Raw genomic sequence first — 13,722 nt, 5'->3', positions numbered from 1 at the left:
ATCAGAATTGGCCTCCGAACAGGATGTGCGGCACCCACTTCTTCCGCGCGAACCCGTACGCGTAGTCGAATCCGATCGGGCCCAGCATCGGGATCTCCATGCGAATCCCCAGTCCGATCGAAGTGCGGTACTTGAGCGGCTGCGCCTTGATGTCCGCCCAGCTGTTCCAGGTGTTGCCGGCGTCCAGGAAGAGCACGCCGTGCACCGGGTTGGTCACGGGGAACTGCAGCTCCAGCGAGTTCACCAGCGCCCACTTTCCGCCCAGCGTCTGGCGGTTGCCTTCGGGCACGATGTCATAGTCGGGGTAGCCGCGCAGGTAGTCCTCGGTGGTCCCGCCCAGGCGGAACAGCTCGTAGAGCGGCACCGGGTCGAGCTTCGCATTCGTGCTGTTGCCCGCCAGCACCCCCAGGCGGTGGCGGTGCATCAGCGTGAACGGCCCGCCCAGGTGCACGTAGTGCTTCCAGTCCAGGACCTGCTTGTTGAAGCTCACCACGCCGCCCAGCAGCCCGCCGGTGATTCCCAGACGGTAGGTCAGCGCGGAGCCGGCCGTGGCGTAGAACGGGTTGTTGGTGCTGTTGCGCGTGAAGTACACCGTGATGGAGCTGGTCAGCTGCGGGTACTTCTGGCCCTTGAGGTAGGTGATGTCCGGCGTGTACGAGCCGTTCAGCGTCTTCAGCGAGTCCGGGCAGGTGGCCGAGCCGTCCTTGCAGATCAGGCTGTCGATGAAGTTGGTGAGCGTCACGTCCTCCAGCCGGTAGGTGAACGAGAAGCGGCTGTAGTCGATGAAGCCCACCGGCCGGCCCAGGGTGATCGCCGCGCCGCGGCGCTTGGTGTCGTAGTAGGTGGCGATGGAGGACACCGAGGCCGACGCCCGGTTGCGGAAGGTGTTGAACACGTCGAAGCCCACCGTGGTGGGGGTGTCCTTGAAGAAGGGCTCGGTGTAGCTGAGCTGGTAGTCGCTCACGTTGCTGCCGCGCTCCAGGTGGAGATTCACGGACTGCCCGCCGCCGAAGATGTTCTTGTGTCCCAGGTCCGCGAAGCCGGTCATCCCGGTCTGGCTGGAGTAGCCCGCGCCCGCGCTGGCGGTGCCGGTCTCCTTCTCCTCCACCTTGATGGTCAGGTCCACGTCGCCGTTGGGATTGGGCTCCGGCGCGGGCTGGTAGTCCACCAGCACGTTGGAGAACAGCCCCAGCGAGAACACGTCGCGCTGGCTCCGCTGCAGCGCGGTGCGGCGGAACACGTCCCCCTGGCGCATCAGGATCTGGCGGCGCACCACCTTCTCCTTGGTGCGCTGGTTGCCGGTGACCTTGAGCTCGCGCAGGTGGGCCTGGCGGCCCTCGGTGACGGCATACTGGAGGTCCACCAGCGAGTCGCGGGTGCCCATCTGCGGGTCCAGGTCGGCGAATATGTAGCCGCGGTCCAGGTAGGCGCCGTAGATCGCCTCCATGGTCTTGCGCACCTTCGCCTGGCTGTACACGTCCCCGGGGCGGTAGTCCAGGAAGTGCGGCAGCATGGAGTCGGGAAACACCGTGGAGCCGGTCCATCGCGTCACGCCGAACCGCTCCAGTGGGCCCTCGATCACCGGGAAGTTCACCGTGAGCCGGGTGCCGGTGGTGTCGTAGGCGAGTTCCGGGGAGCCCACGTGCACCTGCCGGTACCCGCGGTCCTTGTAGAACGTGGCCACGTTCTCCACGTCTGCTTCCAGCTCCTCCGGCTTGTAGGTGCCGCTGCGCAGGAAGCCGTGCGGGTGGGTCTGCAGGGCCTTGCGGATCTGCTTGGCCTCGAACGCGCGGTTGCCGGTGAAGGTGATGGCTTCGATCCGGACCTTGTCGCCCTCGCGGATCTCGAAGATGACGTTGGGCATCCGGGAGTCGGGCGGAACCAGGCGGGCCTCGATCACGGCCCCCGCGTAGCCCTCGCCGCGGTAGAACTCGCGCAGCCTGCCCGCCTCCGCCGCCAGCATGTCGGCGTCGGCCCATTGTCCCGGGCTCACTCCCACGGCGGTCCGCAGCTTGGAGGCATCCACGTTCTTGTTGCCGGTGAACTCCACCGCGCCCACGGTGGGGCGTTCCTGCACCGTCAGCGTCAGCACCACCGTGCCGTCGGTGAGCGTGTCGGCGTCCAGTCGCAGGTCGGAGAAGTAGCCGAGGTCGAACAGCGCCCGCAGGCCGCGGCGGACGGACTCGGGGTTGTAGCGGTCGCCGGCACGCACGCCGAGCTTGCGGGCCACCAGCGCGGAATCCACGCGGGCCACGCCGCTCACCCACACCGAGTCCACCATGGCGGCGTCGGCGGGCGCGGGCGGCAGGGGGGTGATTGCGCCCGGAGCGGCCGGTTTCAGGGCCCGCGAAGGGTCATGGGGGGCCGGCACGCGGCGCTCCTGCGCGCGCGGGTCCGGCCCGCCGGGACCGGGCCGGCCCTCCTCCCCCGGGAACTGGGCGCGGGCCGGCGGGGCCGCCAGCGCCAGCAGCGCCGCGACCGCGGGGATCCATGCGGGGATCGCCCGTCGCCCCGGCGCGGGTCGGCGGGCGGGTGCGTCAGGCACTGGTTTCGACGGTTTCGGACTCAAACACGATCTCCTCGCCCTGGACCACGGCGCGCACGCGCGATCCCTCCTTGACCGCCCCTCCCAGGACGCGCTCGGCGAGGGGATCCTCGAGCAGCCTCTGGATGGCCCGGCGCAGCGGGCGCGCGCCCAGCTGCGGGTCGAACCCGCGATCGATCAGCAGGTGCACCGCCTCGGGCGACACCTCCAGGTCGATCTTCTGCTGCGCCAGCCGCGCGCGCAGCTGGTTCACCAGGATCTCGATGATCTTCTCCATCTCCGGCATGCCCAGCGAGTGGAACACGATGATGTCGTCGATGCGGTTGAGGAACTCGGGGTTGAAGACCCGCTTCACCTCGTCCAGCACCGCCTTCTTCTGGTTCTCGTGCGTGGTCTCCGCCCCCTGCTTCTGGAAGCCCAGGGAGCTGCGCCCGCGCAGCATGCGCGAGCCCAGGTTGCTGGTCATGATCAGCACCGTGTTCTTGAAGTTCACCTTGCGGCGCATGCTGTCGGTCAGCTGCCCGTCGTCCAATACCTGAAGGAGCAGGTTGAAGACGTCCGGGTGGGCCTTCTCGATCTCGTCCAGGAGCACCACCGAGTACGGCTTGCGGCGCACCTTCTCGGTGAGCTGGCCGCCCTCCTCGTAGCCCACGTAGCCCGGCGGCGCGCCCACCAGGCGGGAGACGTTGAACTTCTCCATGAACTCCGACATGTCGATGCGGATCAGCGCGTCCGGGTCGTCGAACAGGAACTCGGCGAGCACCCGCGCCAGCTCGGTCTTGCCCACCCCGGTCGGGCCCAGGAAGATGAACGAGCCGATGGGGCGCCGCGGGTCGCGCAGGCCGCCGCGGTTGCGCCGCACGGCCTTGGAGATGGCGGTCACCGCCTCGAGCTGGCCGACGATCCGCTGGCCCATGACCTCCTCCATCCGCAGGAGCTTCTCGGACTCCTTCTGCTCCAGCTTGATGATCGGGATGCCGGTCATGGTGGAGATGATCCGCGCGATCATCTCCTCGTCCACCATCGCGTCGGTTCCGGCCTTGGTCTCGCTCCAGTTGCGCTTCATCTCCTTGAGCTGGCTGCGCAGCTCGCGCTCCCGGTCGCGGAACTTGGCGGCCTTCTCGTACTCCTGCGCCCCGATGGAGGCCTCCTTCTCCTTGACCACCTCGTCGATCTTCTTCTCGTGCTCGCGGATCTCGGCGGGCGCGTGGGCCGTGGACAGGCGCGCGCGCGAGCCGGCCTCGTCGATCACGTCGATGGCCTTGTCCGGCAGGAAGCGGTCGCTCATGTACCGGTCGCTCAGCCGCACCGCCGCCTCCACCGCGCCGTCGGTGATCTTCACGCCGTGGTGGGCCTCGTACTTGTCGCGCAGGCCACGGATGATGAGGATCGCCTGCTCCAGGCTGGGCGGGTCCACCATGATGGGCTGGAAGCGGCGCTCCAGCGCGCCGTCCTTCTCGATGTACTTGCGGTACTCGTCCAGCGTGGTGGCGCCGATGCACTGCAGCTCGCCGCGCGCCAGCGCCGGCTTGAGCATGTTGGAGGCGTCGATGGCCCCCTCCGCGCCGCCCGCGCCCACGATGGTGTGCAGCTCGTCGATGAAGATGATGGTGTCGCGCGACTCGCGGATCTCGTTCATCACGGCCTTGAGCCGCTCCTCGAACTGGCCGCGGTACTTCGTGCCGGCCACCACCGCCGCGAGATCCAGCGTGACGATGCGCCGGTCCTTGAGCAGCTCGGGCACCTTGCCCTCCACGATGCGCTGCCCCAGGCCCTCCGCGATGGCCGTCTTGCCCACGCCCGGCTCGCCGATCAGCACCGGGTTGTTCTTCTTGCGGCGGCACAGCACCTGGATGACGCGCTCGATCTCCGAGTCGCGCCCGATCACCGGGTCCAGCTTGCCCTCGCGGGCCAGCTGCGTGAGGTCCCGCCCGAACTGGTTCAGCGCCGGGGTCTCCACCTTTTCTTCCTTCTCCTGCGCGCCCGCCGACGGCGCGCCGCCGAGCAGCTTGAGCGTCTCCTCGCGGACCTTCTTGCGGTCCACCCCGAGTTCCATGAGCACGCGCGCGGCCACCCCCTCGCCCTCCCGGATCAGCCCCAGGAGCAGGTGCTCGGTGCCCACGTAGTTGTGTCCCAGCTGGCGCGCCTCGTCCACCGCCAGCTCCAGCACGCGCTTGGCGCGCGGCGTGAACGGGATCTCGCCGATGGTCAGCGTCCCCCCGCTGCTGGAGACCATGTTCTCGACCGCCTGGCGGATCTGGTCCAGGTCGAGCCCCAGGTTGTTGAGCACCGTGGCGGCGATGCCCTCTCCCTCGCGGACCACTCCCAGCAGCAGGTGCTCCGTGCCGATGTAGTCGTGCTGCAGCCGGGCGGCTTCCTCGCGGGCCAGGTACATCACCTTGCGGACGCGTTCCGTGAATTTGTCTTGCATGGCTCCCTCGGGACTTCCGTCGTCTACGCGCGATCCGCGCGGGTCTCGTTCGAATTCAGGCGGCCCCGGACGTACTCCGCCCGGGCCACGTTGCGTTCCGTCGGGCCGATCTCGCGGCCCAGCATGCGCTGCAGGTGCGCCGGCTGCGAGAATACCAGTATTTCGTTCAGCACCGGCAGCGGCGGCAGCCCCGGCAGCTCCAGCGCCACGCCGAAGCGCACCGCCGAGCTGAGGTTCAGGGTCTCCTGCGACCCGATGCTGCGGCAGTACGCCAGCGTGCCCAGGGCGCGGTAGATCTTGTCCTCGATCTGCAGCCGGGCGTCGCGCAGCAGCACCTCGCGCGCCTTCTCCTCGTACTCGATCAGCTGTCGCGTGACCCGCTCCAGGTTCTCGGCCGTCTCCTTCTCGCGGTGACCCAGCGTGGTCTGGTTGCTCACCTGGAAGAAGTTGCCCATCACCTCCGAGCCCTCGCCGTAGAAGCCGCGCACGGCCAGGCCCACCTGGGTCACGCCCTGCAGCACCTTGGTGATCTGCTTGGTGAGCACCAGGGCCGGCAGGTGGATCAGCACCGAGCAGCGCAGGCCGGTGCCCGCGTTGGTGGGGCAGGCCGTGAGGTAACCCAGCTCCTCCGAGAACGCGTAGTCCAGCAGGCCGTCCAGTTCGTCGTCCAGGTGGTTGGCGCTGCGCCACGACTCCGCGAGCTGGAAGCCGGAGTGGATCACCTGGAGCCTCAGGTGGTCCTCCTCGTTGATCATGATCGAGGCGGTCTCGTCGGGGCCCAGCAGCAGCCCGCGGGTGCTGGAGCCCTCCACCAGGTCGTGGCTGACCAGGTGGCGCTCCACCAGGAACTGGCGATCCAGCCCGGCCAGGTCGCCCATGCGCAGCAGCACGCTGTCGCGCAGCGAGCCGGTGCGCCGCGCGGCGCTCACCACGCTGTGCAGCACCTGGTGCAGCTGCTCCTCGCGCGCCCGGTGCGTGAACGGGGCACCGAGCACGTTGCGCGCCAGCCGCACGCGGGTGGACAGCACCACCTCGGAGTGCGGGCCGCTGGCGTCGAGCCAGCGGCTGGGGCGGCGGGCCAGCTCCTTCAGCGCGGGCGTCATCCCTCGTGTCCCTTCCCGGGGGCGGCGGTCGTCTCGAGCGTGCGGATGCGGTCCCGCAGCTCGGCCGCCTTCTCGAAGTCCTCGCGCTCCACCGCGCGCTCCAGCTCGTCGTGCAGCGACGCCATCTCCATGCGCTGCTGCAGCCGGCCCTGGTCGCGCAGCGGCGCCTTGCCGATGTGCCGCGTGGCGCCGTGGATGCGGCGCAGCACCGGCCGGAGCTGCGCGCCGAAGCTGGTGTAGCACTCCGGGCAGCCCAGCCTGCCGGTCTCCCGGAACGTGGAGTACAGCAGCCCGCAGCCCGAGCACTGTACCCTGCCGACGCGTTCGGACTCGGCGCCGACCGTCTCGTCCACCATTCCCGCGATCAGGTCGGAGATCCAGAACTTGCCCTTGCCCAGTGATGGTTGGATGCCCTTGTCGTGCGCGCAGGTGTCGCACAGGTGCAACTCGGACATCTTGCCGTTCACGATCTCGGTGAAGTGCACCGAGGCCGGGTTCTTTCCGCAGATCTGGCACGGTTGCATGGAGACTCCGATGGGCCGGGGCGGACGGCGTTCGAGGTGCGGGGGCCTAAGGAGCGGGCCCCATAAAGGGAATATCGGACCGGGCAGCCCCCTGATTCACCCTAAAGGGAGACGGCGTCGCGCGCAAGCCCCCCATCCAACTGTAATATTCTCTTTGCTTTACGTGCCGTTCTCGGGTCGTGGGTGGCCACCAGGAGGGCCGCCCCGCGGCCCAGGGTCAGCCCCGCCAGGAGCTCCTCCACCTCCCCCGCCCGGGCCGGGTCCAGATTGCCGGTCGGCTCGTCGGCCAGGACCACCCCCGGCTCGTTGACCAGCGCCCGCGCCACCGCCACCCGCTGCTGCTCTCCGCCCGAGAGCTCCCCGGGCCGATGGCCCGAGCGCTCCGACAGTGCCACCGCCTCCAGCAGCGCCGCGGCCCGCTCGCGCGCCTCGCGCGGCGCCACGCCGGCGAGCAGCGCGGGCATCATCACGTTTTCCAGCGCGGTGAACTCGCCCAGCAGGTTGTGGAACTGGAACACGAAGCCCACCTTCTCCCTCCTCAGACGCGCGAGGGCGGCTTCGGATTGCCCGGTGACCGCGACGCCGTCGAGGCGCACCTCGCCGCCGCTGGGGGCCTCGAGCGTGCCGAGGATCCGCAGCAGCGTGCTCTTCCCGGTGCCGGAGGCGCCCACGAGGCTGACCCACTCCCCCGGCATCAGCACCAGGTCCACACCGCGGAGCACCGGGAGTTCCTGCCCCCCCGAGCGGTAGACCTTGGTCACCCCGAGCGCCTCGAGCGCGGGCGCGGGCACGGCACCGGGGTTCATTGGTAGCGGATGGCGTCCTGGGGCTTGAGCCCCGACGCCCACCAGGCGGGATACCACGCGGCCAGCAGGCTCACGGCCACCGCGCCCGCGGCGGTCACGAGCACGTCCAGGGGCATGACGCGCACCGGCAGCGATTCCAGGAAGTACACGTCGCCGGGCAGCCGCACCAGGTGGAAGCGCAGCTGCAGGAAGCACAGCGTGAGCCCCGTGCCCATGCCGGCCAGGGTGCCCGCTCCGCCGATCCACAGGCCCTGCAGCAGGAAGATGCGGCGCACCTGCGCGGGCGGCGCCCCCAGGGTCTTGAGCACGCCGATGTCGCGCTTCTTCTCCAGCACCACCATCAACAGCCCGGAGACGATGTTCACGGCCGCCACCCCCACGATCAACCCGAGGATGATGGACATGATCAGCTTCTCCTTGCGCATCCACACGAAGAGGTTCCGGTTGAGGTCGATCCAGTTGTTGGCGCGCAGGTGCTCGGAGGGCACGGCACCCGCCAGCTCGCGGCCCGCCTCGCGGGCGCGGTACAGATCCGCGATGCGCACTTCCAGTCCGGTCACGGCGCCGGGCAGGTCGAAGAAGTCCTGGGCCGCGCGCAGCGACAGGTAGCCCAGGCTCGAGTCGTACTCGTACAGGCCGCTCGAAAACAGCGCCACCACCCGGAAGGAGCGCGCCTTGGGCGCGTATCCGAGGGAGGTGCGCGCGGCGTTGCGCGGCGAGTACAGGTTCACCACCGAGCCCGGGCGCGCGCGCAGCCGGTCGGCCAGCTCGCGTCCCAGCACGATGCCCGGCAGCCCGCCCGGGGTGGTGTCGGGGATCGCGCGCAGCGGCGGCTGCAGGCTGGAGGCGAGCGAGGTGACCGCCCGCTCCTGCGCCAGGTCCACGCCCTTCACCACCAGCCCGTCGGCGATCTCGCCGCACTGGATCAGCGCCTTGGTGTAGACGAACGGGGCCGCCCCGGTCACGCCCGGCGTGGCGCGCACCCGCGCCAGCGTCCCGGCGTAGTCCGACCACGCCCGGTCGTCGGCGGGCAGCAGCACCACGTGCGCGTTGGTCCCGGTGATGCGGGTCTCGACCTCGGCCTGGAACCCGTTCATCACCGCCAGCACCACGGTCAGCGCGGCGGTGCCCACGAACACGCCCACGGCCGCGATCACGCTGATCAATCCGATGAACGCGGTGGTGCCCTGGGGCCGCAGGTAGCGCCGGGCGATGAAGCTCTCGGTGGTCAAGCTACTCCGTCCCGCCGGAGCCGCCGCGGGGCCCGCCCCCGGACGCGTCCCGAGGCCCGGCGCCAGACCCGTCCCGAGGCCCGGCGCCAGCCCCCTCGCCGGGTCCCTCGCCGCCCGCCCCCTCCTCCTCGTCCAGGTCGCGCTCGGGGCGCAGGTGCGGGAACAGCAGCACTTCGCGGATGGTGTGCTGGTCGGTCAGCAGCATGCACAACCGGTCCACCCCGACCCCCAACCCGCCCGCGGGCGGCATGCCGTACTCCAGGGCGCGCAGGAAGTCGCGGTCCTCGGGCTGCGCCTCCAGGTTGCCGGCCTCGCGCAGCTCGGCCTGGCGGCGGAAGGCCTGCTGCTGCGCCAGCGGGCTGTTCTGTTCCGAGAAGCTGTTAGCCAGCTCCATGCCGCCGGCGAACGCCTCGAAGCGCTCCACCAGGTGCGGGGCGCCGCGCTTCTCCTTGGCCAGGGGCGAGAGATCCCTGGGGTAGTCCAGCACGAAGCAGGGCTGGACCAGGCGAGGCTGCACCCGCTCGCTGAACAGCTCGTCCACGGCGCGGCCGTAGTCCCAGTCGGCGCCGGGGGTGATGCCGTTGCGGCGGCAGGCGTCGAGCGCGGCGCGCGCGTCCCCGCCCGAGAGGTCCGCGCCGGCGTGGTCCCGCAGCAGCTCGAAGAGCCGCAGCCGCGGCCAGGGCGCCGCCCAGCTCAGTGTGTCCCCACCGTAGGGCAGCTGCGTGCCGCCGAACACCTCGGTGGCGATGGCGGCCACCATGGCCTCGGTGAGATCCATCATGTCGTGGTAGTCGGCGTAGGCCTGGTAGGCCTCCATCTGCGTGAACTCGGGGTTGTGCGAGCGATCCACGCCCTCGTTGCGGAAGTCGCGCCCGATCTCGAACACCCGCTCGAACCCGCCCACGAGCAGCCGCTTGAGGTAGAGCTCGAACGAGATCCGCATGTACAACTCCATGTCCAGCGCGTTGTGCCGGGTGACGAACGGCCTGGCGAACGCCCCGCCGTAGATGGGTTGTAAGATCGGGGTCTCCACCTCCAGGAAGCGGCGTCCCTCGAGGAAGCGGCGCATGGACGAGACGATGCGGCTGCGGCTGCGGAACACCGCGCGCACCTCGGGGTTGGCCACCAGGTCCACGTACCGCTGCCGGGAGCGCACTTCGACGTCCTTGAGCCCGTGGAACTTCTCGGGCAACGGGCGCATGGACTTGGCCAGGAACGTGAGCTGCCGCGCCTGCACCGTGATCTCGCCGGTCTTGGTGCGGAACACCGGCCCCTCCACGCCGAGGAAGTCCCCCAGGTCCAGTTCCTTCCACAGCAGGTAGCCGTCCTCGCCCAGGATGTCCTGCCTGGCGTAGACCTGGATTCTCCCGGTCTCGTCCAGCACGTGCCCGAAGCCCGCCTTGCCGTGCCCCCGGTGCGCAACCAGCCGTCCGGCCACCCGCACCACCTCCTCCGGGTGCGCCTCGAACTGCGCGGCCCCGGAGAGGATGTCCTCCGCGTGGTGCGTGGGCTCGTACCTGTAGGGATAGGGCTCCACGCCGAGAGCCTTCAGCCGCTCCAGCTTCTCGTGCCGTGAGCGCAGGACTTCATTGAGAGCGATGGCTTGCCTCCTTGCCGGGTCAAATGATTGAAGGAGCGGAGATTGCAGTGTATGAGGGCAACCGGTGCGTGTCAAATCGGGGACGCAGGCGGAGAGCCGGTCCGCCGCGCTCGAGTTCCGGCCGGGCGGGGTGGGAAACGTGAGCGGAGCGTGGCTGCGGCCCCAAGAGAGGGAGCCCCCGGCACGGGTGCGCCGGGGGCTCCGCGAGGGCCCTCACTACCGGGGATGGCGGTCAGGCCGCCGGGCCGGCGGGGACCGTCGTCACCGGTACAGTCGGTGCAGCTGCCCCCACGAGCCGGGAGCCACGGGGGACGTGCGCCGGACGGCCACGGTCAGACCGGTTTCCGATCCGGTGGTACAGGTGGCGTCGTAGCTCTGCACCCCGGGGAACACGTCGTCGTTCCAGAGGAACTCCACCATGTAACCGGTCAGGCTGCCGCCCATGGGCACCGGGGCACCCAGGCCCCGGAACCGCTCACGCCACGCGTACTGGCCCGCCGGGGGCGCCAGGTAGGAGGGGGTCCAGCCCCCCGGGGCGCCCGAGGCGGTCGGGGGCGGCGTCGCGTGCGTGACGCCGTCACCGTTGAAGAACACGTACAGCCCGTTCACGGCGCAGGCGGAGGACACGTTCTCGAGCGTGTAGACGTAGCGCCAGGTGTTGGTTCCGGAGCTGCCGCCCCCCGGGGGGAACACGTCGCCCGGGTAGTACTGGATCCAGCTGGGGCCCTCGCGGTGGAACAGCTTGTAGCTGACCACGGTGCCCCCCGCCACGGCCGTGCCGGCCGCCAGCGCCAGCAGGAGCAGCGCGGTGACAATGACTCGGATTTTCACTTGGTCTCCCCCTCACCACCCGGGCTGGAAAACTTCTTGCGCAGGCCGAACAGCGTGAAGCCGGTGCCCAGCAGCAGCAGCGTCGCCGGTTCCGGGGTCACGGTGTGGCCCTCGTGGGGCGCCGTGCCGAACGCCTCGAAGAACTGGGAACCCGGCGGCACCTGCGGGTCGGACCAGTGGAAGGCCACCGAGAAGCCGCCCAGCGAGGAGCCGGGAAGCACGCCGGGGTCGGACGGGTCGGCGTCGAACCAGTCGATGGCCCACGCGTAGTGCCCCGGGTCCGGCGGAATCACCGCACCCAGGCCGGTGTGGGTCCAACCGGAGGGTTCCGAGATGGACAGCGGGGCGTAGTCCGCCCCGGGCGTGTCGGAGGAGTTGAAGAACATGAGCAGCTCGTTGATACCGCCGGGCTCACCCAGGTTCTCCAGGGTGTAGTCCACGCGGTAGTTGTCCGAGCCGAGCGGCGTGAGCGCGTAGCTCACGGACACCGTCGGCAGCGCCATCGCCGCCGTCGGCACCAGGACGAGCATCAGCAGGGCAACACAGAAGCGGATCATCTCCGAAGATTCTCCCAGGGGATTGTATCGGGGCTGCCAGCTCCGAATATCAATATTGCCGAATATATTCTGCGGCCGATAAAAACGCCGGCAGCTTCCCGGCGCCACGAGGCCGGACCCCACGTAGCCCGACAGAGAATATTGTAAGGGAGGTGAGCTAATCCGTCAAGTCGGATTCGACGTCAGATTCGCAACTGCGGGCATGGAATCTGGTAAACTATTGTCGAATTTCAGCTTGGAAGGCATGTCCTTGAACGGTACGGGGTACTTCCCGGTGAAGCAGGCGTAGCAGAATCCGGCGGGGTCGGCCTGGGTGGCCTGCAGGCCGTCCAGACTCAGGTAGCCGAGGCTGTCCACATTCAGATAGCGGCGGATTTCCTCCAAGGTGTGGCTGCTGGCGATCAGCTCGCGCCGTTCAGGGGTGTCAATCCCGTAGAAACACGGCCAGCTGATGGGCGGAGAGCTGACCCTCATGTGCACCTCGCGCGCCCCTCCCCGGCGCAGCAGCTTCACCAGCTTGCGGCTGGTGGTGCCCCGCACGATGGAATCGTCCACCACCGCCACGCTGCGCCCTTCGAGCACGCTGCGCACCACGTTGAACTTCACCCGCACGCCGTGCTCGCGCACCGCCTGGCTGGGGTTGATGAAGGTGCGACCCACGTAGTGGTTGCGGATCAGCCCGTACTCCAGGGGCAGGTCCAGCCGCCGCGCGTAACCCTGGGCCGCGGAGTTGCTGGAATCGGGCACCGAGATCACGATGTCCGCGGCCGCGGGGTGCTCCTCGGCCAGCTTCTCCCGCAGCCGGCGCCGCACGTCCTGTACCTGCTGACCGAAGACTTCGCTGTCGGGGCGGGAGAAGTAGATCAACTCGAACACGCAGCGATGCGGCCGCGGCGGAAAGAGCGGCCGCGAGGTCACGCCACCCCGGTCCAGCCGCACCAGCTCACCCGGTTCCACCTCGCGCACGAAGCGCGCCTGCAGGATGTCCAGCGCGCACGTCTCCGACGCCAGCACCCAGGCCTCGCCCTTCTGGCCCAGCACCAGCGGCCGGAACCCGTGCGGATCCCGCACCCCGTACACGGCCTCCGGCGTGAGCACGGTCACCGAGTAGGCGCCCGCAACGAGCGCCAGCGACTCCGCAAGGCAGTCCTCCACCGTGGCCCCGTGGGCCCGCGCCATGCCGTGCAGGATGATCTCGGAATCGGAGGTGGTCTGGAAGATGGAGCCGCGGCTCTCCATGGTGGCGCGCAGCTCCTGCGCGTTGACCAGGTTCCCGTTGTGCGCCAGCGCCACCGGGCCCACACGGGTCCCGACCAGGATCGGCTGGGCGTTGCCCATGTTGTTGTGGCCGGTGGTGGAGTAGCGCACGTGGCCGATGGCCAGCTCCCCGGGCAGCCCGTTCAGCTCATCGCCCCCGAAGACGTTCGCCACCAGCCCGACACCCTTGTGCTCGTACGCGCGGCCCTGGTGAAACGAGACGATGCCCGCGCTCTCCTGGCCGCGGTGTTGCAGTGCATACAGCCCGCGGTACACCCACTCCGCGGCCTGCGGGGCGCCCCACACGCCCATCACGCCACACTCGTCGTGCCAGTCCGCAGATTCGATCACGTGGCCTCGCGTTTCAGTTGCTCCAGCAGCCGGCCCAGCTCGTCCAGCCCGGTTGCGGGAGCGCAAACCCGGTGCGCCTGCGAGTGGGGGTTGACCAGCAGGCCGCAGTGCGCCGAGCGCACCTCGCCGGCGGCCCTGCCCCACCCGAGGGCTGCTTCGGTTCCCCCGGCGAATCCCATGCGCCACAACCCGGCACACACCAGGGCCTCCGGCGCCGGCTCCCCGCGCTCGTTCAGCGAGCGTATCACGCCGGCCTCCGGCCGGCTGCCGCGATCGCGCACCAGGACCCAGATCTCGCTCTCGCCGGCGCGCGCCCGGGAGGCGGTCCAGGGTTCGCCCCCCCCGGCCCAGCGCACGCCCCGCTCCTTGTTCGGATTCAGCCACACGCCGGCGGGCTCTGCGAACGCCCATCCGACCCCGGAATGGTGCCACACCCGCCCGCGTTCCAGCCACGCGGGGGCGGGGCTCCCGAGCCGGGCCAGCGC

At 69.8% G+C, this 13,722-nt stretch carries 10 protein-coding genes; all 10 read right to left on the bottom strand.

Going from position 1 to position 13,722, the window contains the following annotated elements; translation table 11 throughout:
• Position 1: 1 nt before the first annotated feature.
• The 10 genes from bamA to HZB25_00995 all read right to left on the bottom strand — a co-directional run bounded on the left by bamA (position 2) and on the right by HZB25_00995 (position 13,648).
• Positions 2–2,545 (bottom strand): outer membrane protein assembly factor BamA, encoded by a 2,544-nt coding sequence (bamA, locus tag HZB25_01040; protein MBI5835804.1) that lies wholly within the window; start codon positions 2,543–2,545, stop codon positions 2–4.
• On the bottom strand, positions 2,538–4,976 hold the full coding sequence (locus tag HZB25_01035; GenBank protein MBI5835803.1) for an ATP-dependent Clp protease ATP-binding subunit: 2,439 nt from the start codon (positions 4,974–4,976) through the stop codon (positions 2,538–2,540). The genes bamA and HZB25_01035 overlap by 8 nt, the downstream gene beginning before the upstream one ends.
• A gap of 23 nt (positions 4,977–4,999) precedes the next feature.
• A complete protein-coding gene (locus tag HZB25_01030) occupies positions 5,000–6,079 on the bottom strand; it encodes a protein arginine kinase (protein MBI5835802.1) in 1,080 nt (359 codons plus the stop codon).
• Positions 6,076–6,603: a UvrB/UvrC motif-containing protein gene (locus HZB25_01025; GenBank protein MBI5835801.1), complete on the bottom strand. Its 528-nt coding sequence runs from the start codon at positions 6,601–6,603 to the stop codon at positions 6,076–6,078. The genes HZB25_01030 and HZB25_01025 overlap by 4 nt, the downstream gene beginning before the upstream one ends.
• A 101-nt stretch (positions 6,604–6,704) precedes the next feature.
• Positions 6,705–7,409: an ABC transporter ATP-binding protein gene (locus HZB25_01020; protein ID MBI5835800.1), complete on the bottom strand. Its 705-nt coding sequence runs from the start codon at positions 7,407–7,409 to the stop codon at positions 6,705–6,707.
• Complete coding sequence (locus HZB25_01015; protein MBI5835799.1) at positions 7,406–8,641, bottom strand: ABC transporter permease; 1,236 nt, start codon at positions 8,639–8,641, stop codon at positions 7,406–7,408. Before HZB25_01015 ends, HZB25_01020 begins: the two co-directional genes overlap by 4 nt.
• Position 8,642: 1 nt before the next feature.
• On the bottom strand, positions 8,643–10,241 hold the full coding sequence (gene lysS / locus HZB25_01010; protein MBI5835798.1) for a lysine--tRNA ligase: 1,599 nt from the start codon (positions 10,239–10,241) through the stop codon (positions 8,643–8,645).
• Positions 10,242–10,502: 261 nt separating this feature from the next.
• On the bottom strand, positions 10,503–11,072 hold the full coding sequence (locus HZB25_01005; protein ID MBI5835797.1) for a hypothetical protein: 570 nt from the start codon (positions 11,070–11,072) through the stop codon (positions 10,503–10,505).
• Positions 11,069–11,629: a PEP-CTERM sorting domain-containing protein gene (locus HZB25_01000; protein ID MBI5835796.1), complete on the bottom strand. Its 561-nt coding sequence runs from the start codon at positions 11,627–11,629 to the stop codon at positions 11,069–11,071. Before HZB25_01000 ends, HZB25_01005 begins: the two co-directional genes overlap by 4 nt.
• A 165-nt stretch (positions 11,630–11,794) precedes the next feature.
• On the bottom strand, positions 11,795–13,648 hold the full coding sequence (locus HZB25_00995) for an amidophosphoribosyltransferase (protein MBI5835795.1): 1,854 nt from the start codon (positions 13,646–13,648) through the stop codon (positions 11,795–11,797).
• Between the last annotated feature and the right edge of the window lie 74 nt (positions 13,649–13,722).

Source organism: Candidatus Eisenbacteria bacterium (genome assembly GCA_016235265.1).
Lineage (GTDB): Bacteria > Eisenbacteria > RBG-16-71-46 > RBG-16-71-46 > JACRLI01 > JACRLI01.
Note: the sequence above shows the minus strand (reverse complement) of the source record. Positions and strands in the feature narration are given on the sequence as shown.